General features: G+C 64.6%; 22 protein-coding genes and 1 other RNA gene. 11 read left to right on the top strand and 12 right to left on the bottom strand.

Annotated features, from left to right (window positions below):
• Nucleotides 1-99 precede the first annotated feature (99 nt).
• The 5 genes from V6F88_RS26165 to V6F88_RS26145 all read left to right on the top strand — a co-directional run bounded on the left by V6F88_RS26165 (nucleotide 100) and on the right by V6F88_RS26145 (nucleotide 5,907).
• Nucleotides 100-1,425 carry an ABC transporter substrate-binding protein gene (locus V6F88_RS26165; protein WP_332613252.1) on the top strand — a complete coding sequence of 442 codons (1,326 nt, stop codon included), beginning with the start codon at nucleotides 100-102 and terminating at the stop codon, nucleotides 1,423-1,425.
• A 98-nt stretch (nucleotides 1,426-1,523) separates the two neighbouring features.
• Nucleotides 1,524-3,236: an ABC transporter permease gene (locus V6F88_RS26160; RefSeq protein ID WP_332613251.1), complete on the top strand. Its 1,713-nt coding sequence runs from the start codon at nucleotides 1,524-1,526 to the stop codon at nucleotides 3,234-3,236.
• Nucleotides 3,233-4,318, top strand: a complete 1,086-nt coding sequence (locus V6F88_RS26155) for an ABC transporter ATP-binding protein (protein WP_120156687.1) — start codon at nucleotides 3,233-3,235, stop codon at nucleotides 4,316-4,318. The genes V6F88_RS26160 and V6F88_RS26155 overlap by 4 nt, the downstream gene beginning before the upstream one ends.
• Nucleotides 4,319-4,328: 10 nt before the next feature.
• Entirely contained in the window at nucleotides 4,329-5,237 is a 909-nt protein-coding gene (locus tag V6F88_RS26150) for a LysR family transcriptional regulator (protein ID WP_332613248.1), read from the top strand.
• A 25-nt stretch (nucleotides 5,238-5,262) separates the two neighbouring features.
• Nucleotides 5,263-5,907, top strand: coding sequence for a histidine phosphatase family protein (locus tag V6F88_RS26145; protein WP_332613246.1), 645 nt, complete (start codon nucleotides 5,263-5,265; stop codon nucleotides 5,905-5,907).
• 37 nt (nucleotides 5,908-5,944) lie between these two features.
• Here V6F88_RS26145 and V6F88_RS26140 read toward each other — a convergent pair whose 3' ends face one another.
• From V6F88_RS26140 to carA, 3 genes are all read right to left on the bottom strand, one after another.
• On the bottom strand, nucleotides 5,945-6,709 hold the full coding sequence (locus tag V6F88_RS26140; protein ID WP_332613244.1) for an SDR family oxidoreductase: 765 nt from the start codon (nucleotides 6,707-6,709) through the stop codon (nucleotides 5,945-5,947).
• Between the two features lie 137 nt (nucleotides 6,710-6,846).
• Nucleotides 6,847-10,089 carry a carbamoyl-phosphate synthase large subunit gene (gene carB / locus V6F88_RS26135; RefSeq protein WP_332613242.1) on the bottom strand — a complete coding sequence of 1,081 codons (3,243 nt, stop codon included), beginning with the start codon at nucleotides 10,087-10,089 and terminating at the stop codon, nucleotides 6,847-6,849.
• Nucleotides 10,090-10,099: 10 nt separating this feature from the next.
• Nucleotides 10,100-11,254, bottom strand: a complete 1,155-nt coding sequence (carA, locus tag V6F88_RS26130) for a glutamine-hydrolyzing carbamoyl-phosphate synthase small subunit (RefSeq protein ID WP_332613241.1) — start codon at nucleotides 11,252-11,254, stop codon at nucleotides 10,100-10,102.
• Nucleotides 11,255-11,454: 200 nt separating this feature from the next.
• Here carA and tal point away from each other — a divergent pair, with 200 nt between their 5' ends.
• Nucleotides 11,455-12,408, top strand: coding sequence for a transaldolase (gene tal / locus V6F88_RS26125; RefSeq protein WP_332613239.1), 954 nt, complete (start codon nucleotides 11,455-11,457; stop codon nucleotides 12,406-12,408).
• 88 nt (nucleotides 12,409-12,496) lie between these two features.
• Here tal and V6F88_RS26120 read toward each other — a convergent pair whose 3' ends face one another.
• Complete coding sequence (locus tag V6F88_RS26120; protein ID WP_332613238.1) at nucleotides 12,497-13,024, bottom strand: carboxymuconolactone decarboxylase family protein; 528 nt, start codon at nucleotides 13,022-13,024, stop codon at nucleotides 12,497-12,499.
• Between the two features lie 99 nt (nucleotides 13,025-13,123).
• On the opposite strand from V6F88_RS26120, the gene V6F88_RS26115 reads away from it, so the two are divergent.
• From V6F88_RS26115 to V6F88_RS26100, 4 genes are read left to right on the top strand one after another with little or no spacing between them, the layout of a single operon-like run.
• Complete coding sequence (locus V6F88_RS26115; protein ID WP_332613237.1) at nucleotides 13,124-15,316, top strand: ATP-binding protein; 2,193 nt, start codon at nucleotides 13,124-13,126, stop codon at nucleotides 15,314-15,316.
• 24 nt (nucleotides 15,317-15,340) lie between these two features.
• Nucleotides 15,341-15,694, top strand: coding sequence for a response regulator (locus V6F88_RS26110; RefSeq protein ID WP_223264912.1), 354 nt, complete (start codon nucleotides 15,341-15,343; stop codon nucleotides 15,692-15,694).
• 25 nt (nucleotides 15,695-15,719) lie between these two features.
• Entirely contained in the window at nucleotides 15,720-16,367 is a 648-nt protein-coding gene (locus V6F88_RS26105; protein ID WP_332613235.1) for a hypothetical protein, read from the top strand.
• A gap of 10 nt (nucleotides 16,368-16,377) precedes the next feature.
• Complete coding sequence (locus V6F88_RS26100) at nucleotides 16,378-16,953, top strand: biliverdin-producing heme oxygenase (protein WP_332613234.1); 576 nt, start codon at nucleotides 16,378-16,380, stop codon at nucleotides 16,951-16,953.
• Nucleotides 16,954-17,000: 47 nt separating this feature from the next.
• Here V6F88_RS26100 and V6F88_RS26095 read toward each other — a convergent pair whose 3' ends face one another.
• The 8 genes from V6F88_RS26095 to ffs all read right to left on the bottom strand — a co-directional run bounded on the left by V6F88_RS26095 (nucleotide 17,001) and on the right by ffs (nucleotide 24,775).
• Nucleotides 17,001-17,795 carry an ABC transporter permease gene (locus V6F88_RS26095; RefSeq protein ID WP_006222859.1) on the bottom strand — a complete coding sequence of 265 codons (795 nt, stop codon included), beginning with the start codon at nucleotides 17,793-17,795 and terminating at the stop codon, nucleotides 17,001-17,003.
• 3 nt (nucleotides 17,796-17,798) lie between these two features.
• A complete protein-coding gene (locus tag V6F88_RS26090) occupies nucleotides 17,799-18,608 on the bottom strand; it encodes an ABC transporter ATP-binding protein (RefSeq protein ID WP_332613233.1) in 810 nt (269 codons plus the stop codon).
• The gene (locus tag V6F88_RS26085) at nucleotides 18,601-19,641 is read right to left on the bottom strand and encodes an ABC transporter substrate-binding protein (protein WP_332613232.1); all 1,041 of its coding nucleotides are present in this window, start codon (nucleotides 19,639-19,641) and stop codon (nucleotides 18,601-18,603) included. The genes V6F88_RS26090 and V6F88_RS26085 overlap by 8 nt, the downstream gene beginning before the upstream one ends.
• 12 nt (nucleotides 19,642-19,653) lie before the next feature.
• The gene (locus V6F88_RS26080) at nucleotides 19,654-20,913 is read right to left on the bottom strand and encodes a CaiB/BaiF CoA transferase family protein (protein ID WP_332613230.1); all 1,260 of its coding nucleotides are present in this window, start codon (nucleotides 20,911-20,913) and stop codon (nucleotides 19,654-19,656) included.
• 76 nt (nucleotides 20,914-20,989) lie between these two features.
• A complete protein-coding gene (gene recR, locus V6F88_RS26075; RefSeq protein ID WP_046806911.1) occupies nucleotides 20,990-21,598 on the bottom strand; it encodes a recombination mediator RecR in 609 nt (202 codons plus the stop codon).
• Between the two features lie 21 nt (nucleotides 21,599-21,619).
• Nucleotides 21,620-21,946, bottom strand: coding sequence for a YbaB/EbfC family nucleoid-associated protein (locus tag V6F88_RS26070; protein WP_006221090.1), 327 nt, complete (start codon nucleotides 21,944-21,946; stop codon nucleotides 21,620-21,622).
• Between the two features lie 45 nt (nucleotides 21,947-21,991).
• Nucleotides 21,992-24,526 carry a DNA polymerase III subunit gamma/tau gene (gene dnaX, locus V6F88_RS26065; RefSeq protein ID WP_332613228.1) on the bottom strand — a complete coding sequence of 845 codons (2,535 nt, stop codon included), beginning with the start codon at nucleotides 24,524-24,526 and terminating at the stop codon, nucleotides 21,992-21,994.
• A gap of 151 nt (nucleotides 24,527-24,677) precedes the next feature.
• Nucleotides 24,678-24,775, bottom strand: an RNA gene (ffs, locus tag V6F88_RS26060) — signal recognition particle sRNA small type.
• Nucleotides 24,776-24,846: 71 nt separating this feature from the next.
• Here ffs and V6F88_RS26055 point away from each other — a divergent pair.
• Entirely contained in the window at nucleotides 24,847-25,161 is a 315-nt protein-coding gene (locus V6F88_RS26055) for a hypothetical protein (protein WP_332613226.1), read from the top strand.
• Nucleotides 25,162-25,266: the final 105 nt, after the last annotated feature.

Here is a 25,266-nt window from a genome sequence, read left to right as displayed (position 1 = left end):
ACGGCCCCGCGCTGATGAGCCGCATCAAAATTTCTGATTGGACGCGTTGCAGACCAGACATTACTGTCTCCAGACAAATTAAAACTACGGAGACAAACCATGCATGCAATGCGCACCGCCCTTGCAGGCGCCCTGCTGGCCGTCTGCTCGGCACCCGCCCTGGCCGGCACCGTCACGGTGATCACGTCGTTCCCGAAGGACCTGACGCAGGCTTACAAGAGCGCGTTTGAAAAGGCCAACCCCGGCATCACGCTGGAAATCCTGAATAAGAACACCGTGTCGGGCATTGCCTATGTGCGTGAAACGCCCGCCGGCCAACGCCCCGAAGTGTTCTGGGCCAGCGCGCCCGACGCCTTCGAAGTGCTGGGCCGCGACAAGCTGCTGGCCAAGTCGTCCGACGTGGCAAACAAAGACGTGCCGGACAAGATCGGCAACTACCCTATCAACGATCCGTCCGGCATGTACCTGGGCCAGGCCCTGGCCGGCTACGGCATTGTCTACAACACGCGTTATATCGCGGCGCACAAGATTCCCGCGCCGGTGGAATGGAAGGATCTGCTGTCGCCCAAGTGGTTTGGCCACGTGGGCATCACGTCGCCGTCGCGCTCGGGCACCATGCATTTGACCGTGGAGACCATTCTGCAAGGCGAAGGCTGGGATGACGGCTGGAACACCTTGCTGCGCATGTCCGGCAACAGCAGCGCGGTGACAGAACGGTCATTCGGCGTGCCAGACGGCGTGAACAACGGCCAGTTCGGCGCCGGCCCGGTCATCGACTTCTTTGGCCTGTCCAGCAAGTATTCCAAGTTCCCCGTGGAATTCGTCTATCCGTCCGAGACCGCGATTGTGCCCGCGAACATCGCCTTGATCGAGGGCGCGAAGAACACCGAGGAAGGCAAGAAATTCATCGCCTTCACGTTAAGCCAGGCCGGCCAGGAGCTGCTGTTGGAACCGAAGATTTCGCGTCTTCCGGTGCTGCCTTACTCCGCGCTTGCCGGCAAGATCCCACCCGGCTATCCGGACCCGGCCGACATCGCCAAGCGCAGCAAGGTGCAATTCAACGCCGACCTGTCCCAGACGCGTTATTACGTCGTGCAATCGCTGTATGACCAAACCGTCACTTTCCGCCTGAAGGAATTGCAGGCGGCCACCAAGGCCATCTACGACGCCGAAGCCAAACTGGGCGACAAGGCCAAGACCGGCAAGGCGGCCGAGCTGCTGGCACAAGCGCGCAAGCTTGCCTGGGCGCCGCTGGTCGATGGCAAGAAGGCCGCCGACCCAGCCTTCCTGGCCATCTTCGCGGGCAACAAGAAAGACGCCACGGTCAACCAGCAGATCACCCAGCTGGAAGGCGAGTGGAACGGCAAGTCCAAGGCCAACTACGAAGAAGCCGTGAAGCTGGCCAGGCAGGCGGGCGCGCTGTAAGCCGCCTCTAGCGAACAGCAACTGGCGAACCGCCTTAGCGAACCGCACCGGGCACGCGTCCGGTGCGCCGTCCCCTGGCAACGATTTCGGGAATCTCGATGAATTCTTCGGGCCACTCACGCCTGCCCGCCGGCCCCGTTTTGACGGCGCTGCTGGTATTCGGCTTTCTGCTGCTTTTTCTTGCCGTGCCCGTGGGCACGGTCTTCTACAGCGCCTTCGTGAACGCCGACGGCAGTTTCACGATGGGCCACTTTGGTGCCTTCTTCAATCAGCCCCTGATGCAGGAAGCGTTCTTCAACAGCCTGTACGTGGCGGGCTGGTCGGCGCTGCTGGCCTCCCTGATCGCGGTGCCGCTGGCGTACTTCACGGTGCGCTTTGATTTTCGCGGTGCGCTGATCATCCAGACGCTGGGCGTGCTGCCGCTCATCATGCCGCCGTTTGTGGGCGCCGTGGCGATGCAGCTGATCTTCGGACGGTCGGGCAGCGTCAACCTGCTGCTGAACGATTGGTTCGGGTTCACGATCCCGTTCATGGAAGGCTTGAACGGCGTCATCTTCGTTGAAGCGCTGCACTACTTTCCGTTCATCCTGATGAACCTGGTGGTGGCGTTGCGCAACATCGACGGCGCCATGGAAGAAGCCGCGTTCAACCTGGGCTCGCGCGGGTTTCGCCTGTTCCGCCGCGTGATTTTCCCGCTGGCCCTGCCCGGTTACGTGGCCGGCGCGTCGCTGGTGTTCGTCAAGGTGTTCGACGACCTGGGCACGCCGCTGGTGCTGGGCACGACGAACATGCTGGCGCCACAAGCCTACCTGCGCATCACGCAGGTGGGGCTGGAAGATCCGCTGGGCTATGTGATCAGCGTCATCATGATCGCGTTTTCGATCCTGGCGTTGTGGTTGTCGGCGCGCGTGCTCAAGGGGCGCGATTATTCCACCCTGCAAAAGGGCGGCAACTCCATTCAGAAGCGCAAGCTGGGGCCGATGGAAAGCGTGTTGGCCTATGGCTGGATCATCCTGGTGTTGCTGCTGGTGCTGTCGCCGCACATGGGCGTGCTGCTGCTGTCGCTGGCCAGCGTCTGGAGCTTCGCCCCGCTGCCGGATGGCTACACGCTGGCGCATTACTCGGCAGTGTTCTCGGAATCGCAGGGCATGATCGCCAACACCCTGCTCTATTGCGGGCTGGCAGCCGGCGTGGACGTGATTCTTGGTACCGCCATCGCCTACCTGATGCTGCGCACGCGGCTGCCGGCCCGCCAGTGGCTGGACTTCATGGCCTCGGCCGCGCTGGCGATACCGGGCATCGTGCTGGCGATCGGCTTTCTGCGCACGTTTCGCGGCATCGAACTGCCGGGCACCGGCACGCTGCTGACCTCGTCGTGGATCATCATCATGATCGCGTATTCGGTCCGGCGCCTGCCCTATGCGTTGCGTTCTTGCGTGGCCTCGTTGCAGCAGATCAACGTGTCGCTGGAAGAAGCCGCGCAATCGCTGGGCGCCACCCGCATGAGCACGATCCGTCGCGTTGTCGTGCCCCTGATGGCGGGCGGCATGCTGGCCGGCTTCGTGACCAGCTTCGTGACGGCGGCGGTGGAATTGTCGGCCACCATCATGTTGGTCACCAAGGACAGCCAGGCGCCCATGAGCTACGGCATCTATCTGTATATGCAAAGCGCGGCGGGCCGGGGGCCCGGCGCCGCGCTGGGCGTGCTGGCGGTGGCCGCGGTGGCCATCGGCACGTATGTATCGCACCTGCTGGTTGAGCGCGCCCAGTCGCGCCAGCGTCCGGCACGCACTGAAGGGGAATCCGCATGAAGAAGGTCAGCGTAGAGTGCCGCAACATCCGCCTGTCCTATGGCAAGACGGAAGTGCTGAAAGACGTAAATATCCACATCGAACCGGGCGAGTTCTTTGCGCTGCTGGGCCCGTCCGGCTCCGGCAAGTCGACCCTGCTGCGCTTGATCGCGGGCTTTAATCGCCATAGCGCCGGCCAGCTGCTGGTGGACGGCAAAGACATCACCGGCACCCCGCCCTGGGATCGCAACATCGGCATGGTGTTCCAGAACTATGCGTTGTGGCCGCACATGACGGTGTGGGACAACGTGGCCTTCGGGCTGGTCGAACGCAAGTTGCCGCGCGCCGAGATTCGCGCCAAGGTCGAAGCCGCGCTGGAACTGGTGGGCCTGTCGCAGTATGGCAAGCGCCGGCCCAACCAGCTGTCGGGCGGCCAGCAGCAGCGCGTGGCGCTGGCGCGCACCATCGTCATCGAACCCCAGGTGCTGCTGCTGGACGAGCCGCTGTCCAATCTGGACAAGAAGCTGCGCGTGCAGATGCGCCAAGACCTGCTGAGCCTGCAACGGCGCCTGGGCATCACCACCATCTTCGTCACGCACGACCAGGAAGAAGCCATGACGACGGCCGACCGCATGGCGGTGCTGGATCACGGCGTGGTGCAGCAGATCGGCGCGCCCAGCACGCTGTTCGACTATCCGACGAACCGCTTCGTGGCCAACTTCGTCGGCACGATGAACGTGCTGGAAGGCGATGTGCGCGAACGCACCAGCGGCAGCGTGGTGCTGGCCGTGCCCGGCGTGGGCGACCTGCACCTGCCCCTGACGGCGGAAGCCCCCGCCGCCAGCCGGCTGGCCGCCAGCTTCCGGCCCCACACCGTACAGATCGAAATGGCGGACGGCCTGGGCGACGCGCGCTATGTGTGGCTGCCCGGCATTGTGGAAAGCAGCGAATTCCTGGGCGAATTCACGCGCTATCAGGTGCTGATCGGCGAACAACGCCTGACGGCGGATCAGTCGCACCTGGCCGGGCTGTCGCCGTTTCCCATCGGCGCGCCGGTATCCATCGGACTGGAACCCACGCAGGTGCGGCTGTTGGCGGCCTAAACTGGCGGCCATGGAAATCTATCAGATCCGCGCCTTCGTCACGGTTGCCCGCCTGGGCAACCTGACGAAGGCGGCCGAAGCGCTGTCCCTGACCCAGCCCGCCGTTACCGCGCAGATCAAGGCGCTGGAACAGAGCCTGGGCGTGGCGCTGTTCGACCGCAGTGGCGGCCGGCTGGCGCTGGCCAAGGCGGGCGAAGTGCTGCTGCCCACCGCGGAGTCGCTGCTGGTGCTGGGCGCGCAATTCAAGTCCGAGGCCCGGCAGTTGCAAGGCAGCCTGCATGGGGTGGTCGAGCTTGGCGTGCCCAGCGAAAAACCGGATTTCCTGCGCCTGGGCGAGCTGGCCTCGGCGGTCACGCAGCGCCTGCCGCTGGTGGAACTGAAGACGCAGACACTGCCCACCGCCACCTTGGCCGAACAGGTCAGCACCGGGCGGCTGCCGGCAGCGCTGACCATCGCGGCCAATCCCCCGCGTGGCGTGTTGTGGCTGCCGCTGCGCAGCGTGCGCTATCGCATCGCGCTGCCCCACGAACATGCCGCGGTGCTTAAGCGTGGCGGTTGGCGCGAAGTGGCGCAGTTGCCCTGGCTGGACGGCCCGTCGGGCAGCCACACCCATCTGCTGCTGCGCGACATGTTTGAACGCCACGGCCTGTCGCCCCGCGTCGTCATGCAGAACGATGACCAGGCCAACCTGGAAGCGCTGGTGCGCGCCGGCGCGGGCTGCGCGTTGTTGCGCGAAGAAACCGCCTTGGCAGGCGCCGCCTCAAACGATTTCATGGTGTGGGGCCAGGCACGTGCCGACGCCATGCTAGGCTTCATCCTGCCCTATGAACGCGCCAGCGAACCCGCGCTGGTGGCGTTAAGCTCCATCATCCAAACCATCTGGAAGCCGCGCGCGGCCCTTGCGCCGGCCCAGCTTTAAGCCTTAGTTGCGCATCACAAACGTAATGACTGAAATCTGGTTCATCCGCCATGGCGAAACCGACTGGAACCGCCAGCGCCGCCTGCAAGGCTGGAAAGACATTCCCCTGAACGAATTCGGCGTCAATCAGGCCAGCCTGCTTGCCGCCCGCCTGCGCGAAGACGCACGCCACACGCCCATCCACGCCATCTACAGCAGCGACCTGCAACGCGCCCATGCCACGGCCTTGCCCGTAGGCGAACAGCTGGGCCTGCGCGTACGGGTCGAGCCCGGTATCCGTGAACGGGGCTTTGGCGTCCTGGAAGGGCTGGACCACGAACACATTGATGTACAGGCGCCCGAAGCCGCTGCCGCCTGGAAAAGCCGCGACCCGCTGCGTCCGCTGGACGGGGGCGAGTCGCTGGGGCAATTCCAATCCCGCGTGATCTCCACCGTGGACGACATTGCCAGCCGCCATGATGGCGAACGCATCCTGATGTTCACGCACGGTGGCGTGCTGGACATCATCTGGCGCCATGCGTCCGGTGTGGCACTGAATGGCGCGCGCGACGCCGCGTTGCTGAACGTCAGCATCAACCGCGTCGCGGTACAGGGTCGCAAGTGGGAAGTACTGGATTGGGGCGACGTCGGCCACGTGGCCGACGAGGTCGGCGACGACGTGGTGCCGTAAACCTGCCGTAATCGTCCCGTAACCGTCGCGAAATCAGCTACCCCGCTTTGCGAGGCTTGCGTGGCGCGTCACGCGCCAGCTTGTCATAGACGGCATTGGGCAACAGGCGCATCAGCTTGGCCACCACGCCCATCTGCCACGGAATCACCGTGTAAGACGTGCCACGCGTAATGGCTGCCTGCGCGCGTTGCGCAAAGGCGTCCGCCTCCATCAGGAAGGGCATCGAATACGGGTTCTTGGCCGTCATGGCGGTCTTGATGTAGCCGGGCGCAATGGTCACCACGCGGATGCCGTCGCCGGCCAGTTCCAGGCGCAGGCTTTCGCAATACGTCACCACCGCCGACTTGGAGGCGCTGTACGCGCCCGCCCCCGGCAGCCCACGCACCCCCGCCACGCTGGCGATCCCGACCAGCCGCCCGGACCCGGCGGCGCGCATGGCGCCCACGAACGGTTCAAAGGTGGCTACGGTGGCCAACAGATTGGTGTCCACGATGGCCTTGAACACGTCATAGTCTTCGCCGTGATCGGTCAGCGTGCCGGCGCTGATGCCCGCGCTGGCGATGACCACGTCGACGCGACCCTGGCAGAACGCAATGAAATCGGTCGCCGCTGCATGCAGCGCCGCGCGATCGCGCACATCCACCGCATAACAACGGTGCTCGCCCGGCAGGCTGTCGGCCAACTCGCGCAGCGCCTCTACACGGCGGCCAAGCAAGCCCAGCGTGGCGCCCGCGGCGGCGTATTGCTGCGCCAGCGCGCGGCCCAGGCCACTGCTGGCGCCGGTGATGAAGACTCGGTTCATGGGATCGTCGTAACCGCAAATGGAATGCAGGAATGGAAAAAGGGCGACCCTTTTTCAAGGGCCGCCCCGGCATCCTACCTCAAGGGCGCGCAGCGGGCTTCACCGCCGCGCGCCGTTGCGCATAGGTATCAACAGGCTTAGTTAGCAGACAACGACGCGTGCAGATCCTGCAACGGGTAGACCTGCAAGCCCAGGCCCTGGCGCAGATACTGCATGCCTTCGACCGCGGCGCGGGCGCCGGCGATGGTGGTGAAGAAGGTAACGCGGGCGGCCAGCGATTGCGTACGGATCGTGCGCGAATCGACGATGGCGTTGCGACGTTCTTCGACGGTGTTGATGACCAGCGCGATTTCGCCGTTCTTGACCATGTCGACGATGTGCGGACGGCCTTCGGTGACCTTGTTGACCACTTGCACCGGAATGCCAGCGGTTTCAATTTCGGCCGCCGTGCCGCGCGTGGCAACCAGCTTGAAGCCCAGGGCGTGCAGGCCACGCGCCACTTCCACGGCGCGAGGCTTGTCCTGGTTCTTCACGCTGATGAACACCGTGCCGGATTCCGGCAGGCGCACACCCGCCGCCAGCTGCGACTTCACAAAGGCTTCGCCGAAACTCATGCCCACGCCCATCACTTCGCCGGTCGACTTCATTTCCGGGCCCAGGATGGTGTCCACGCCCGGGAACTTCACGAACGGGAACACGGCTTCCTTGACCGAGAAGTAAGGCGGCACGACTTCCTTGGTGATGCCTTGCGCCGCCAGCGTCTGGCCGGCCATGGCGCGCGCGGCGATCTTGGCCAATTGCAGGCCGGTGGCCTTGGACACGTAGGGCACGGTGCGCGATGCACGCGGGTTCACTTCCAGCACGTAGACGTCGCCGCCCTGGATGGCGAACTGCACGTTCATCAGGCCGCTGACGTTCAAGGCCTTGGCCATCATCGTGGTCTGGCGCTTGATCTCGGCGATGACTTCCGCCGACAGCGAGTAAGGCGGCAGGCTGCAAGCCGAGTCGCCCGAGTGCACGCCGGCCTGCTCGATGTGTTCCATGACGCCGCCGATGAAGACGGTTTCGCCGTCGGCCAGGCAGTCCACGTCAACTTCGGTGGCGTTGTTCAGGAAGCGGTCCAGCAGCACGGGCGAGTCATTGCTGACCTTCACGGCCTCGCGCATGTAGCGCTCGAGGTCTTGCTGTTCATGCACGATTTCCATGGCGCGACCGCCCAGCACGTAGCTGGGACGCACGACCAGCGGGTAGCCGATCTCGGTGGCGTGGGCCAGGGCCTCGCCTTCCGTGCGCGCGGTGCGGTTGGGCGGTTGACGCAGGCCCAGCTTGTTCAGCAGCTTCTGGAAGCGTTCGCGATCTTCGGCAACGTCGATGGATTCCGGGCTGGTGCCGATGATGGGCACGCCGTTGGCTTCCAGGGCGCGCGCCAGCTTCAACGGCGTCTGGCCGCCGTACTGGACGATCATGCCGACCGGGTTTTCCTTGTGGACGATTTCCAGCACGTCTTCCAAGGTCAGCGGTTCGAAGTACAGGCGATCGGACGTGTCGTAGTCAGTGGACACGGTTTCCGGGTTGCAGTTGACCATGATGGTCTCGTACCCGTCTTCACGCAGCGCCAGCGCGGCGTGCACGCAGCAGTAGTCGAATTCGATGCCTTGACCGATACGGTTCGGGCCACCGCCCAGCACGATGATCTTCTTGCGATCGGTGGGCGCGGATTCGCACTCTTCTTCGTACGTGGAATACATGTACGCGGTGCGGGTGGCGAATTCGGCGGCGCAGGTGTCCACGCGCTTGTAGACCGGGCGCACGTTCAACTGGTGACGCAGCTTGCGCACTTCGGATTCAGCCGAATCCAGCAGGAAGGCCAGGCGGCGGTCCGAGAAACCGCGGCGCTTCAGTTCCCACAAGGTGGCGTAGTCCAGGTCGGCCAGCGTCTTTTGTTCCAGCGCCAGTTCGATGTCGACGATTTCCTTGATCTGCGACAGGAACCACGGGTCGATGTGCGTGATGTTGTGCACTTCGTCCAGCGTGAAGCCCTGCGCAAAGGCATCGCCCACGTACCAGATGCGCTCCGGACCGGGCTCGCCCAGTTCGACTTGCAGCTTTTCGCGGTCGGTGGTTTTCTGGTTCAGGCCGTCAACGCCCACTTCCAGACCGCGCAGCGCCTTCTGGAACGATTCCTGGAAGGTGCGGCCGATGGCCATGACTTCACCCACGGACTTCATCTGGGTGGTCAGGCGCGCGTCGGCGGTGGGGAATTTTTCGAAGGCGAAACGCGGCACCTTGGTGACGACGTAGTCGATCGACGGTTCGAACGAGGCCGGCGTGGCGCCGCCGGTGATTTCGTTCTTGAGCTCGTCCAGCGTGTAACCCACGGCCAGGCGCGCGGCGACCTTGGCGATGGGAAAGCCGGTAGCCTTGGATGCCAGCGCCGACGAACGCGACACGCGCGGGTTCATCTCGATGACGATCATCCGGCCGTTCTTCGGGTTGACGGCAAACTGCACGTTCGAGCCGCCCGTGTCCACGCCGATCTCGCGCAATACCGCGATCGATGCATTACGCATGATCTGGTATTCCTTGTCGGTCAGCGTCTGGGCCGGCGCCACGGTGATCGAGTCACCGGTGTGCACGCCCATCGGGTCCAGGTTTTCGATCGAGCAGACGATGATGCAGTTATCCGCCTTGTCGCGGACCACTTCCATCTCGAATTCCTTCCAGCCCAGCAAGGATTCTTCGATCAGCAGTTCGTTGGTCGGCGAGGCTTCCAGGCCGCGACGGCAGATCGTTTCGAATTCTTCGGCGTTGTAGGCGATACCGCCGCCCGAACCACCCATGGTGAAGCTGGGGCGGATCACGGCGGGGAAGCCGGACGTGCCCACTTCGGCGGCAATGCGGCGCTGCACTTCCCAGGCTTCGTCCATGCTGTGGGCCACGCCCGACTTGGCCGATTCCAGGCCGATGTCGGTCATGGCCTGCTTGAACTTCTGGCGGTCTTCGGCCTTTTCGATGGCGTGTTCGTTCGCGCCGATCAGTTCCACGTTGTACTTTTTGAGCACGCCGTGGTGGGCCAGGTCCAGTGCGCAGTTCAGCGCGGTCTGGCCGCCCATGGTGGGCAGCAGCGCATCGGGCTTTTCACGCTCGATGATCTTTTCAACGGCTTGCCAGGTGATGGGCTCGATGTAGGTGACGTCGGCCGTTTCCGGGTCCGTCATGATCGTGGCGGGGTTGCTGTTCACCAGGATGGTGCGGTAACCCTCGGCCTTGAGCGCCTTGCACGCCTGTGCGCCGGAATAATCGAATTCGCAAGCCTGCCCGATGATGATGGGGCCGGCGCCGATGATGAGTATGCTTTTTAGGTCTGTACGCTTGGGCATGATGCAATCTTTACTTTTGGCCGGACATCAGGTCGATGAACTTGTCGAACAGTTCAAGGATGTCGTGCGGACCCGGGCTGGCTTCGGGGTGACCCTGGAAGCAGAAGGCCGGGCGGTCGGTGAGCTCGAAGCCCTGCAACGTGCCGTCAAACAGCGACACGTGCGTCACGCGCGCATTGGCTGGCAGGCTGGCCGCGTCGACCGCGAAGCCGTGGTTCTGGCTGGTGATGAACACGCGCTTGGACTGGAGGTCTTGCACGGGGTGGTTCGCGCCGTGGTGGCCCGTCTTCATCTTGAGCGTCTTGCCGCCCACGGCCAGGCCCATGATCTGATGGCCCAGGCAGATGCCGAAGACCGGCAGCTTCTTGTCCAGGAACACGCGCGTGGCGTCGATGGCGTAGTCGCAGGGCTCGGGGTCGCCGGGGCCGTTGGACAGGAACACGCCGTCAGGGTTGAGCTTCAGGACTTCTTCGGCGCTGGTTTGCGCCGGCACCACCGTCAAGCGGCAGCCACGGTCCGCCAGCAGGCGCAGGATGTTGGTCTTGATGCCGTAGTCGTAGGCAACGACGTGGAACTTGGACTGGTCGGGCTTGGAGAAACCCTCGCCCAGTTGCCACGTGCCTTCGGTCCATTCGGTGGTGGATTTTTGCGACACGTCCTTGGCCAGATCCTGGCCCGCCATGCCGGCAAAGCCCTTGGCCATTTCAACGGCGCGTTCAGCATCGGTGCCCACGAAGATGCAGCCGCCCTGGGCGCCTTTTTCTCGCAGGATGCGGGTGAGCTTGCGGGTGTCGATGCCGGAAATGGCGACGATGCCCTGCGCGGCCAGATAGTCGGGCAGGGATTGCGTGGAACGGAAGTTCGACACGCGGGCGGGACAGTCGCGGACCACGAGTCCGGCGGCATAGACGCGATTGGCTTCCACGTCTTCGGCGTTGACGCCGGTGTTGCCAATGTGCGGATAGGTCAGCGTAACGATCTGACCGCTATAGCTGGGATCGGTGAGAATTTCCTGGTACCCGGTCATCGCGGTGTTGAACACCACTTCGGCAACGGTAGCCCCAGGCGCACCGATCGACACGCCTCGAAAAATGGTACCGTCCGCCAGAGCCAGAATTGCAGGAGGGAAGCGGTTGATCCCCTCGGGAAAAAGTTGCGGCAGCACAGTAAACCCCGGTTTTAGAATCGATAATCAAACCTTCGGATTATACCTTGACCGGACCAATTCCCCGGCGAACCGCGCCAAATAAGGCCAGGATGGCGATTCTCCCCCCGCCCTCCCACTCCTGGCTGACGGCCACACGCCCACGGCAGTGATACGCTAACGAACCTTCAACCCTAGCCGTCGTGAGCCGTTACTTGTCCATGTCCAGCCAACTTGACGCCCTGCGCAATCACACCACCGTTGTCGCCGACACCGGGGATTTCGAAGCGATGAAGGCGTTGCGTCCCACGGACGCCACCACCAACCCGTCCCTTATTCTGAAAGCCGTCCAGCAAGAGGCCTATCGCCCCCTGCTGGAACAGACCGTGCGCGATCACCAGGGCGCCTCGGCGCCCGAGCTGGTCGACCGCCTGCTGGTCGCCTTCGGCCGCGCCATTTTGAACATCGTGCCGGGCCGCGTCTCGACCGAAGTCGATGCGCGCCTGTCGTTCGACACTCGCGCCACCATCGAGCGCGCGCGTGGCCTGATCGCCCTGTACGAAGCCGCCGGCGTGCCGCGCGAGCGCGTGCTGATCAAGATTGCGTCCACCTGGGAAGGCATCCAGGCCGCGCGCGCCCTGCAAGCCGAAGGCGTGCGCTGCAATCTGACGCTGCTGTTTTCGCTGCCCCAGGCCGTCGCCTGCGCCGATGCGCGCGTGCAGCTGATCTCGCCCTTTGTTGGCCGAATCTATGACTGGCATAAGAAAAGCGCCGGCGCCGCGTGGGTCGAAGCGGACAACGCCGGTCCGCGGGATCCGGGCGTGCTGTCGGTGACGCGCATCTACCGGTATTACAAACAGCACGACATTTCTACCGAAATCATGGGCGCCAGCTTCCGCAACGTGGGCCAGATCCTTGCGCTGACGGGGTGCGATCTGCTGACCATCAGCCCGGACCTGCTCAACCGGCTGGCCGGCACGCAAGGCGATGCGCCGGCGCAACTGCGCGCGGACGACACGGGCCCGGCGATCGACCGTATCGGCGCGGACGAAGTCAGCTTCCGCACGCTGCTCAATGACGATGCGATGGCCAGCGAGAAACTGTCCGAAGGCATCCGCCTGTTCGTCGCCGACGCCGTGAAACTGGATGCGCTGATCGACGCGCAGCGCCGCTGACCCCACAGCACTGCGCAAACAAATCGCGTGCCCGAAGTTTTGGGCACGCAACTTGCTGACGTACCCGTTGGCCTGCTGGATGGTGGCCTTAGCGGTGATCCTCCGAATGCACCTGCAACGCTTCCAAAAAGCGCGACACCATGTTGTAGGCCGCCACCGTCGCGGTCAGTTCGACAATGAGTTTTTCCGAGCCCATGGCGGCGCGGGCAGCATCAAACACGGGCTGCGGCACCTGTACATGGCGCGTCATGGCGTCGGTGTAGGCCAACACGGCTTTTTGGCGCGAGTCGAACAGCGCTGAGTTTTCCCAATCGCCCAGCGCATCCAGCTGGGCCTGCGACACGCCTTCCCGCAGTGCGATCGGCGCGTGCTGATCGGCCTCGTAAGGCGCGCCGTTAAGCGCGGCAACGCGCATGATGACCAGTTCGCGCAGGTCTCCCGGCAAGCTGCTCAGTTGCCGGATGGAAGTCAGATAGTTCAACCAGCCGCCGGCGACTGCGGGGCTGTGCAGCAGCATTTGGTACAGATGAAGCACACTGCCGCGCTCTGCAACGATGCGCTCCACCAGGGGACGTGCGTCGGGATGAGATAGATCGGCGTAGGCAAGACGGGCCATGGAAGCTCCAGATAGGTGACAGGGCTGCAAATGCATACATTCATACAATATATTTGACATAATGACAGCTCATTGCGCGTCCCAGGTACCCCACCCACAATGAATGCGCCGACCCAATCCCCAACACCCGTCACGCTCGCCAATTGCGATAGCGAACCCATCCATATTCCGGGCGCTATTCAGCCGTTGGGCGCGTTGCTGGCGTTCGACTCGGATGGCATTTTGCAGTTTGCCAGCGAAAACGCCCCCGCCGTGCTTGGCGCGCCGTTGACGCTGGGCCAGTGCTGCCCCGCGGGCGCGCTGCCTCCCAGCCTGGCGCATTGCCTGCCCGCTTGGCTGGACGACCCCGATCCCATCTTCGACCCCCTGACGCTGTCCTTGAACGGCGCCATGTTCGACGTCATCGGTCATCGCAACAGCGATGGGCTGACTATCGTGGAGTTGGAACTGCGGGTTTCAACAGACGCGGATATGGCGGACCCGGCGCGCATTTACCGCAGCATTGAACGCGTCAGGCGCCAACGCGATATCGCCGGCTTGCTGGAGTGCGCCGTGCGGGAAGTGCGCCGCGCAACCGGCTTCGACCGGGTAATGGCTTACCGCTTTCATCCCGACGACAGCGGCGAAATCGTTGCCGAAGAGCGCCACGAAACGCTGGAAGACTGGGTCGGTCGCCGCTACCCCGCCGGTGACATCCCCGCGCAGGCGCGCCGGCTGTACACCGTGAATACGCTGCGCCAGATTGCGGACGCGCGATACGCCCCCGTGCGGGTACGCGGCGCGCCGTCGGCCAGCGCCAAGCCGCTGGACATGAGCTTTTCAGTCTTGCGCAGCGTGTCGCCTATTCATCTGGAATACATGGCGAACATGGGCGTGCAGGCTTCGATGAGCCTGTCGCTGGTGATCGAGGGCAAGCTGTGGGGCATGATCGCGTGTCACCACCATGCACCGCGCCCGATCCCCTACCCCGCCCGGCTGGCTTGCGAGGCGATGGCGCAGGTGCTGTCCGCCGCGGTGGCCAACATCGAAGGCGCCGAACGCGCGGCGCAAGCCCGCCGCAACGCCGCGCTGGTCAGTGAACTGACCGAACGGGTGTCGGCGTCGGAAAACCTGCACCTGGCCTTGTCCAGCGGCCCGGAAACGCCCGCCTCGCTGATCCCTAGCGACGCCGCGCTGTGCCTGTGGGGCAACAGCGTCACCGTGTTCGGCGGCATTGCGCCGCGCGGGGAGCTGGCGGGGATCCTGTGCGCCCTGGACCAAAGCGGACAGCGCGTCGTCCACACCGACAACATCGCGCGCGACTACCCCGAACTGCAAACCGATCTGGTGCCGTACGCCGGCCTCTTGGCATGCAAATTCGACCCCATGAACAACGGCTGGCTGATCTGGCTGCGCAAAGAGCAGGTTGAAACGCTGGTGTGGGGCGGCAAACCCGAAAAGCAATACGCCGTGGGCAGCCAAGGGCCACGCCTGACGCCGCGCGGATCGTTCGAGGCCTGGCGCGAAGTGGTGCGCAATACCAGCACATCGTGGCTGCCGGGCGAACTGGACGCCGCCGACAACCTGCGCGACGAACTTTCCCACATCGCCACCAGCCGCGCCGCCGACGTGGACCGGGCCCGCACCGCGCTGCTGGCCATGCTGGGCCATGATCTGCGCGACCCGCTGCAATCGATTTCGATGGCGGCCACGCTGCTGTCCAAAACCGATTCGGGTGCGCGCATGGGCGAACGCATCCGATACTCCAGCGGCCGCATGCAACGCCTGATCTCGCAAGTGCTGGATTTGTCGCGCCTACAGGGCGGCATGGGCCTGGGTATCGAAAAAGGCCGGTGCAAGCTTAGCGACCTGGTCAACGGCCTGATCGAGGAAAAGCGCCAGGCCTACCCCGGCCTGCGCATCGAGCCCGACGTACAACCCGGACTCGCGCTGATGGCGGACACCGACCGCATCGCTCAGGTCGTGACCAACCTGATGAGCAACGCGCGACAGCATGGCGCGCCCCGACAGCCCATCCTGGTGCGCGCACGGCAAGACGGCGACCACATAGAATTGCAGGTCACCAACCATGGCGCGCCCATTGCACCTGAAGTGCTGGCGCACCTGTTTTCGCCGTTCAAACCTGAATCGCTCGGCCATGCGCGTAACCGCAATGGCTTGGGGCTAGGGCTATACATCGCCGAACAAGTGGTGCGCGGCCATGACGGCGACATCACGGTTCAGTGCCGGGATGGCCTGGTCGTTTTTACGGTAAGACTGCCGCGCGAATCCCGCGCCGCATCTACCCCCTGAAGCTTGGAGAACCTTTTGAACGAAGTGCGCGCAGTTCGCGTCCTGCTGGTTGACGACAATGAAATGGGCTCGGAGTTACTAGCCGAATTCCTGGCGCTGTCAGGCGTGGAAACACGCTGCGCCCCCACAGGCGAAGCCGCTTTGGAAATGGTCGACAGCTTCAGGCCCGAGGCCGTGTTGGTGGACATCCTGCTGCCCGACATGGACGGCTATGAGCTGGCAACGCGGCTGCGCGCGCGCACCGAATCTCCGCGCATCTACGCGCTAAGCGGCCTGGCCCGCCACGAGCGCCGCGATGAAGACGGCATGTTCAATGGCTGGATCGAAAAGCCCGCGGACCCCGACGCGCTGCTGGCCATCCTGCGGCAAGCCCACTGAGGCCGCCATGTCGATGGTTAATCCCATGAATGCCCTGGCGGCCCAGGGCGTGCGGTTCAAAGTGCTGGCGCAGGTGTTCCCCGTGCTGCGCCACGAAGTTGTCGGCCCCTTGTCCAACGCCACGCTGGCCGCGGCGATGCTGCGCCAAAGCCCCGAAGGCGCCGATGCCGATACCTTGCAGCAACGTTGCCAACGCCTGGCGGGCGACTTGACGGGCATGCTGGAAGACAGCGTCACCATCGTGCGCGAGCTGGATCAATGGCTGCTGGATAGCGGCGCAATTACGTCGACGCAGACGCTATTGCGCGAATGCCGCAAGCTGATGTTCTCGCATCTGCTGTTGTCCCGGCACAGCATCGTGTGGCCCGAAGACGTCGTGGATTTGCAGGTGCCGCAATACACTTCGCGGTATCTGTTGCTGGCCTGGCTGTTGAGCCTGCTGTCCACGCTGCCGCCGGATGCCGCGTTGACGCTGGACTGTTCCCGGGCCGACGCGTGGCACGCCCATTTCCCCGCGCAGGCCGACACCGCCCCGGCCGACGCCACTCCCACCCCCCCCACCGCCTTTCCGCCCGCGGACATTGAACTGCTGGCGGCGGCATCAGGCTGGCGACTGGAGCGGCAGGCGCAATGCTGGTCGTTGCATCTGCCCACGCCCCCTGCCCAAGCATGAGCAACCGCCCATGATTTCACCGGTGCACCAGGTGCTGCGCGACGGCACGCGTGACAGGCACGAAACGCTGGATCAAGGGCTGGCCCTGACCAGCGGCGAGCTGGACCGCGAAGGCTATCTGAACTATCTGCGCGCATTGCTGGGCTGGTTGGAGCCGCTGGAGCGCCGCCTGTGGCAGCTGGAGTGGCCTGACAGCTTGCAAGCCCACGCTCGCGCCGGCAAAAGCGACTGGATACGTGCCGACCTGGCCGCGGCCGGCGACGCCGCATCCGTGGCGCACTGCCCCGACGCGCCTTGCGTAACCGCCGCCGACGCCTACGCACTGGGCGTGGCCTATGTGGTGGAAGGATCGCAGCTGGGCGGACGCTTTCTGGCCCGGCAGCTGGCTGATATCAGCCCCGCCCTGCCGCTGCGCTATCTGCGCGGTTATGGCGAAAACCTGGGGCCGATGTGGAAAGCGTTTCTGGAGCATCTGGACAGCGAGGCCGGCGCCCAGGGGCGCGAAGCCCACGCCTTGCAAGGCGCGCGCGACGCCTTCGACAGCCTGACGGTCTGGCTGCACAGCCGGCAAGCGCTGCGAACCTGAACCTGACAGGTGCGCAGCGCCGGCTGAATGACTGGCTGACCGACTGACTACAGCTTTTCGGTTTCGCCCGACTTGGGCTGCCACTTCATCAAGCGCTTTTCACCGATGCCGACGATGTAGTCCAGCACCAGCGCAAACGCCGTCAACACCACAATGCCCGCGAACACGGTGTTCACGTCGAACGTGCCTTCGGCTTGCAGGATCAGGTACCCGACGCCGCTTGCCGATCCCAGGTATTCACCCACCACCGCGCCCACGAACGCCAGGCCCACCGACGTATGCAGGCTGGAAAACACCCAGCTGGTGGCCGACGGCAGGTAGACATGACGCAGCAGTTGGCGCTTGCGCGCGCCCAGCATGCGGGCGTTGTCCAGCAAGGTGGGGCTGACTTCGCGCACGCCCTGGTAGACGTTGAAAAACACGATGAAGAACACCAGCGTGACGGCCAGCGCTACCTTGGACCAGATGCCCAGCCCGAACCACATGCCGAAGATGGGTGCCAGGATGACGCGCGGCATCGAGTTCGCGGCCTTGATGTAGGGGTCAAGGATGGCGCTGGCGCGCGGCGACAGCCCCAGCCACAACCCAAAGCCCAGGCCCGCGATGGTGCCGATGAAAAACGCCAGCACCGTTTCGGTCAGGGTCACCCACAAGTGCGTGTAGATGTCGGCATTGGTGACGAACCAGGCCCAGATGCGGCCCCAGACTTTCAGCGGTTCGCCAAAGAAGAACGCCACCTTGGAATCGCGCGACGCAAAATGCCAGACGCCCAGGATGACGACCAGCAGCAGCAGTTGCCAGAAGCGCAGGCTGGCGGAACCGGATTTGAATGACTTCGACATACCTCAGGCTCGCTTCTGTTGGGCATAGCCCTTGAGCACTTCTTCGCGCAGCACGGCCCAGATGGCCGAATGCAGTTCAACGAAGCGCGGATGGGCGCGTACCTCTGCCACGTCGCGCGGACGCGGCAGGTCTATGGCGAATTCCCCGATTGGGTGCGTGCCGGGGCCGGCAGACAACACGATCACGCGGTCGCTCATGGCAATGGCTTCGTCCAGGTCGTGCGTGATGAACAGCACGGCCTTGCGCTTGGCCATCCACAAGTCCAGGACCTCGTTTTCCATCAACTGGCGCGTCTGGATATCCAGCGCCGAGAACGGCTCGTCCATGAGGATGATGTCGGGGTCGCGGATCAGCGTCTGGGCCAGCATGGCACGCTTGCGCATGCCGCCCGACATCTGGTGCGGATAGCGGCTTTCAAAGCCGCCCAGGCCCACGCGCCGCATCCATTCGCGGCCGCGTTCCAGCGCTTCGGGGCGTGGCACGCCCGCGAAGTCCAGGCCGGCAACCACGTTATCCAGCGCGCTGCGCCAGGGCAAAAGCGCCTCGCCCTGGAACATGTAGCCGGCGCGCGAATTGATGCCCGACAGCGGTTCACCAAAAACCTTTACCTGCCCGCTGGACGGCGCCAGCAAGCCGGCGCCGACGTTAAGCAGGGTGGATTTGCCGCAGCCGGTCGGGCCCACCACCGACACGAACTCCCCTGGCGCGATGGCCAGGGTCGTGTCGCTGACGGCGGTGTAGCGCTGCGACCGGTCGTCGCGCGAAACAAAGGTGCAACTGATATTTTCCAGCGATAGTGCGGCTTCAGCCATTGGCGTACTTCTCGTTGGCGCGACGCGCGAAATCGTTGGTCCAGACCTTGGACGGATCAATCTTCGAGCCGTCGAAATCCGCTTGGTAGGCGGCCAGCGCCTTGAGCGCGGTGGCGGCGCCGTCCTCGGGAATCATGCCGTTGGGCGACAGGCCTTCCAGGCTCTTCGAAATGGCGGCCTTGTATACGGCCGGATCGCCCAGCAGGTAGGTTTCCGGCACGATCTTGGCGATCTCGTCGGGGCCTGCCTTTTGAATCCATTTGTCGGCGCGCACCAGGGCGTTGGTCAGCGCCTGGGTGGTGTTGGGGTTGGCGTCGATGAACGCTTGCGGCGCGTACAGGCAACCGGCGGGCATGTTGCCACCGAAGATGTCCTGGGTGTCCTTCAACGTGCGCGTGTCGACAATGATCTGGATATCGCCCGGCATTTCCAACATCGACACCACGGGGTCGGTGTTGGAGATGGCGTCGATCTGGCCACTGCGCAGCGCGGTCACCGCGCCGGCGCCCGCGCCCACGCCGATGATGGAAACGTCCGATGCCTTCAGCCCGTGCTTGGCCAGGAAGAAGCTGACCACCATGTTGGTGGACGAGCCGGGCGCGGTCACGCCGATCTTCTTGCCCTTGAGGTCGGCCGGGCCCTTGTAGTTGGGCAGGTTCTTCTTGGACACGCCAACGCCGATCATCGGCGCGCGGCCTTGCAGCACGAAGGCGCGGTAAGCCTGACCCTTGGACTGAATCGACAAGGTGTGTTCGAACGCGCCCGACACGACATCGGCGCTGCCGCCGACCACGGCTTGCAGGGCCTTCGAGCCGCCGGCAAAGTCCGCGATGCTGACGTCCAGCCCTTCGTCCTTGAAGTAGCCGCGTGCTTCGGCGATGGACAGCGGAAGATAGTAGATCAGGGGCTTGCCGCCGACGGCGATCTGCACCTTGGTCTTTTCCAGTTTTTGTGCACGCACGATGGCGGGCGCCAGGCTCATGACGCCGGCGGCGCCGGCGATCTTGAGCAACTCACGGCGAGTAACTGACATTGGGTTGTCTCCTTAGTTGTCGGGTTTACCGATAGCGCCGGTCTTCGCCAGCTCGTCAATAGCCGCTGAATCATACCCTAGCGATTTCAGGACTTCCTCGGTATGTTCCCCTAATTTCGGGCCTACCCAGCGCGTCTGGCCAGGGGTTTCAGACAGCTTGGGAACCACTGCGGGAAGCTTGACGGGGCTGCCGTCGGCAAGGCGATGTTGTTCGATCATGCGGCGCGCCAGGAACTGCGGATCGTTGAACATGTCGGCCACGCTATAGATCTTGCCGACCGGCACATCGGCCGCTTTCAGCGTGCCCAGCGCCTCGTCGATATTGCGGCCGTCGCACCATTGCTGGATCGCGCCATCGATCTCCAGGACGCGGCGCGCGCGGCCGTCGTTGCGCACCAGATCAGGGTCTTCGGCAAGGTCGTCGCGGCCGATGGCGCGCATCAGGCGGTGGAAGATGGCGTCGCCATTGCCCGCGATGACGATGTTCTGGCCATCGCGCGTGGTGTAGGTGTTGGACGGCACGATGCCCGGCAGCGCGCCGCCGGTGCGCTCGCGCACCACGCCGGCCACGTCATATTCGGGCACCAGGCTTTCCATCATGTTGAACACGGCTTCGTACAGGGCCACGTCAACCATCTGGCCCTGCCCCGCCCGGCATGCCTCGCCCGTCTGGCCGTTCCAGCGCCCGCCCGTGGCGTCGCGATGGCGCAGCGCCATCATCGCGCCGATCACGCCATGCAAGGCGGCGATGGAATCGCCGATGGAAATGCCGACGCGCAGCGGCGGCCGGTCGGGGTGGCCCGACACGTAGCGCAGCCCCCCCATGGATTCCCCGATGGCGCCAAAACCCGGCTGGTCTTTCATAGGGCCCGTCTGGCCGTAACCGGATAGCCGCACCATGATCAACGCCGGGTTGATGGCGCGCAATTGCTCAAAGCCCAGGCCCCACTTTTCCAGCACGCCCGGCCGGTAGTTTTCAACCACGACGTCGGCGTCCAGCGCCAGTTTGCGGGCGATTTCCTGCGCGCGCGGGTCTTTCAGGTTCAGGGCTATGGATTGCTTGTTGCGCGCCTGCACCGTCCACCAGAGCGAATTGCCCTCGTGCAGGTGGCGCCAGCTGCGGATGGGGTCGCCGCCGCCCGTGCCGTCAGGCCCGTGGGGCGTTTCCACCTTGATGACGTCGGCGCCGAATTCGCCGAAGATGCGCGCGGCGAAGGGGCCGGCGATAAGCGTGCCGAGTTCCAGGACTTTCAGTCCGGTCAGCGCTGACATGGTTTGTCTTCCTCACGTTTCGTGCCGCGCCGATGCATTGCCGGACGGCTATTTTGACGTTGCGAGCCCTGCCTTGCTAAGTGGTCTTGCGCTCCATCAGCGCCCAGGCAATGGTGCCGGCATCCACGTATTCAAGCTCGCTGCCCGCGGGCACGCCGCGCGCCAGCCGGGTCACGCGCAGGCCGCGTTCGCCCAGCGCTTCGCCCAGGAAGTGGGCGGTGGTCTCGCCTTCCGCCGTGAAATTGGTGGCCAGGATGACTTCCGCGACCACGCCGTCGGTGGCGCGCTTGATGACGCGGTCGAAATCCAGTTCGCGCGGGCCAATGCCTTCCAGCGGCGCCACCCGGCCCATCAATACGTAGTACAGGCCACGGTAGCCGTGGCTGGACTCGATCATGTTCTGGTCGGCCGGCGTTTCCACGATGCACAAGAGCGAGGGATCGCGCTTGGGATTGGCGCAAGTGCCGCAGACCTCGTCTTCAGAAAAGCTGTTGCACCGGGCGCAATGTTTCAGATCCCGCACCGCGCCGGCCAGCGCCCGCCCCAGCATGTCCGCCCCTTGCGGGTCGTGCTGAAGCAGGTGATAGGCCATGCGCCGGGCCGATCGGACGCCGACGCCGGGCAGGCGACGAAGCGCCTCGATCAGAGACACCAGCGGTTCGGGTTCAGGCAGTAAAGGATCCATTGCAGCCCAGGGCAGCCTTGCTTAGAACGGCAGCTTCATGCCCGGGGGCAGCGGCATGCCGGCGGTGACGCCCGCCATTTTTTCCTGCGACGTGGTTTCGGCCTTGCGCAGCGCGTCGTTGAACGCGGCGGCGACCAGGTCTTCCAGCATGTCCTTGTCGTCGCCCAGCAGCGACGGGTCGATCACGACGCGCTTGACGTCATGGCGGCAGGTCATGGTGACCTTGACCAGGCCGCCGCCGGAGGCGCCTTCGACCAGGATTTCAGCCAGCGCGTCTTGCGCCTTCTTCATGTTTTCCTGCATCTGCTGCGCCTGGCGCATCAGGCCGGCCAGTTGTCCTTTCATCATGATGGATGTTCCTTGAACGAGGGAAATAAGAGAGCGGCCGCCGCGTCAGGCAGCGGCCGGGGGATCAACGTGGCGGATGGAGTCGGGCACGACATACCCGCCGAAATCGGCCAACAAGGCTTGCACAAAGGGATCGACGGCCACCGCGTCTTCGGCCGCCTGCTGGCGCGCGGCGCGTTCGGCCTTGGCCACGGCATGCGCCGTGTCGTCGCCGGTGACGCCGACCTGCACGTCCAGCCGGATGCCCTGCCCGAAATGTTCGCACAAGACGGTTTGCAGGCGAACCCGGCTTTCGCTTTCGGCCAGCGTTTTTACGGCAACGCGCAGGATGATGGCATCGCCCTGCACGCCGGCCCATTCGCTTTGCCGCGCCAGTTCGGCGGCCAGGCCGGTCACCGGCAGGGTCGCGGCCAGCCCGGGCCAGGCGGCTTGCGTCATGTCTTCGATGCGGGCGCGCGACGAACGCTTGCGCGACGCGGCAGCGCCCTCACGGCGGACGGCGGCCACGGGCGGCGCAACAGAAGGCGCAACGGACGCAGCGCTGGCCAGCGTCTCAAAACCGTCATCGTCGGGATCGGATGTGAATCCGCTCTCGGGAACGAAGCCACCTTCGGCTTCGAACGGGATTTCTTCGTCGACCCAGGAGGGCGGACCGTCGGGGTCAGCCCCGGCAGGTGCGGTCGCCAGCACAGCCGCGACCGCGGGCGTCACCGCCAGCGCGGCAGACCCCGCGGCCTTGGCGGCAGCAAGCTCGGGCGCGGCGGGGGATGCGGGGGATGCGGCGGACGATGTTTCGGCGGCCGGTGTTTCGGCGACAGACGTTGCGACGACCGGCGAACCGGCGGCCGGCGATCCGGCGGCCGGCGATCCGGCGGCCGGCGAACCGGCGACCGGCGAACCGGCGGCCGGCGATCCCGACGCATCGGGCGCGGAGGCTGCCGTGCTTGTCGGTTGTGCAGCGCCTTCAGGCAGGTCTTCCCAGGGCGGCACACCATCTGCTGAGGCGGCGGCCGCCGTCGAGTCGGCGTTCACGGCGGCTGCTACCTGGCCGACGGGGCTCGTCGACGAAGCCGTCGCGGGGACCGCCATTGGCGCACCTGCGGGAGTGGCCAGGGGTGCAGCTGCGGGCGGGGTGACAGACGCAGCTGCGGGAGCGGCGACAGGAGCCGCTGATGGGGCAGCGACAGGAGCAGCTGATGGGGCAGCGACAGGAGCAGCTGATGGAGCAGCGACAGGAGCAGTTGCGGGAGCAGCAACAGGAGCAGTTGCGGGAGCGGCGACAGGAGCAGTCGCGGTAGCAGCAACGGAAGCGGCTACGGTAGCCGTAGCGGCAACGGCAGCATTTACCGGAGCGACAGCAGGACCAGCCGCGGCAAGCGCAACCGGCGCAACCAGCGCGGCCGACGCGTCCTCGGCGGTCGCTGCCGCCACCGCCGTCGGCTCCGCCACCTGGCGGGCGGGTGTGGCGGGCGCTTCCAGCGCGGTCTGCGGACCGGCATCGCCGTTCAACGCCAGCATGCGCAGGCAGGCCATGATGAAGCCGGCGTACTCGTCGGGCGCCAGTGTCAGTTCGCCTCGGCTATGTACCGCTACGGAATAGAACAGCTGCACGGCGTCGGGGTGCAGGCCCAGCGCCAGCCGCGCAATGTCGGCGGCCAAGGGGTCTTCAGCAGGCGTCACGCCCGTGACGCGCTGCTCGATCGCAACCCGCGACAGCAATACGGCCAGATCGGCCAACGCGCCGGCATACGACAGCCCGCGCACGGCAAGCTCGTCGGCAACCGCCAGCACGCCCTTGGCGTCGCCGGTGGCCAAGGCGTCAAGCAGACGCACCAGGTGGCGCTGGTCGATGGTGCCGAGCATGCCGCGCACGGCGTCCTCGGTCATGTTGCCGGCGCTATAGGCAATGGCTTGGTCGGTCAGCGACAGCGCATCGCGCATGGAGCCTTGAGCAGCCTGGCCGATCAGGCGCAGGGCGGGCACTTCAAACGCGACTTCTTCGTGGCCGAGCACGGCTTGAAGGTGCCCGACGATGGAGTCGGCCGGCATCTGCTTCAGGTTGAATTGCAGGCAGCGCGACAGCACCGTCACCGGGATCTTTTGCGGGTCCGTGGTGGCCAGGATGAATTTGACGTGGGGGGGCGGTTCTTCCAGCGTCTTCAACATGGCGTTGAAGGCGTGGCCGGTCAGCATGTGCACTTCGTCGATCATGTAGACCTTGAAGCGCCCCGCGCCCGGCGCGTACACCGCCTGCTCCAGCAACTGCGTCATTTCCTCGACGCCGCGGTTCGAGGCCGCGTCCAGTTCCAGGTAGTCGACAAAGCGCCCGGCGTCGATCTCTGTACAAGCGCGGCAGACGCCGCAAGGCTTGGACGTGATGCCGGTTTCACAGTTGAGGGACTTGGCCAGGATGCGGGACAACGTGGTCTTGCCCACGCCCCGCGTGCCGGTGAACAACCAGGCATGGTGCAGGCGTTGGGTGTCGAGCGCATGAGTCAGCGCGCGCACCACGTGATCCTGTCCCACGAGGGTATCGAACGATCTCGGCCGCCACTTGCGGGCCAGTACCAGATAAGTCATGGCTGGATTGTAGAGCCTGTTTCGCGTGCTGGCTGAAATGCAAAGGGGACGGGCTTATTCCCGTGGAACGAATCCCTGGAAAATAACCCCGTCCCCCTTGAAAGCGAAGGGCCATGAAATGAAATCATGACCCTTTGCTTTGAAGAATCCGGTTGGCGAGCCTTACTCCGGCACTGACCCTAAACGACTATGGCTGCTTCGTTCCCGACCTGACCAGGTTCACCGTCGAACCATGCGGAGGGGCCCGCCAACCGGAATTCTAGCAGAGCTGCGCTTCGCTTGCTTGCAGCCTTCCGGTTGGCGGGCCCCTGAGGGGCGGTATGTTGCCCCCTCCCCGGCCCTCCCCCCGAGGGGGAGGGGGTGATGGCTTTGCTTCGCTTGCCATTTTTGGCTCGCTTCGCTTTGCCTTGCTTCGCCTCGCTTTGCCTTGCTTTGCTTTGCTTGGCTTTGCTTTGCTTGGCTTTGCCTTGCTTTGCTTTGCTTTGCCTTGCTTTGCCTTGCTTTGCCTTGCTTTGCTTTGCCTTGCCTTGCCTTGCTTTGCCTTGCTTTGCCTTGCTTTGCTTGCTTTGCCTTGCTTGCTTTGCCTTGCTTGCTTGCTTTGCTTTGCCTTGCTTGCTTTGCTTTGCTTTGCTTAGCTTGCGCCTTATCTGCTTGCCGCGGCTTATCTGTATGTTCGGCTCGCATTGATGGCGTGCGCCACGGGGTTGCTTGGCGGCTTGGGACTGGGGTTAGTTGTTTCG

Origin of the sequence: Achromobacter sp. ESBL13 (genome assembly GCF_036668755.1) — a bacterium.
Taxonomy (GTDB): domain Bacteria; phylum Pseudomonadota; class Gammaproteobacteria; order Burkholderiales; family Burkholderiaceae_B; genus Achromobacter.
Note: the sequence above shows the minus strand (reverse complement) of the source record. Positions and strands in the feature narration are given on the sequence as shown.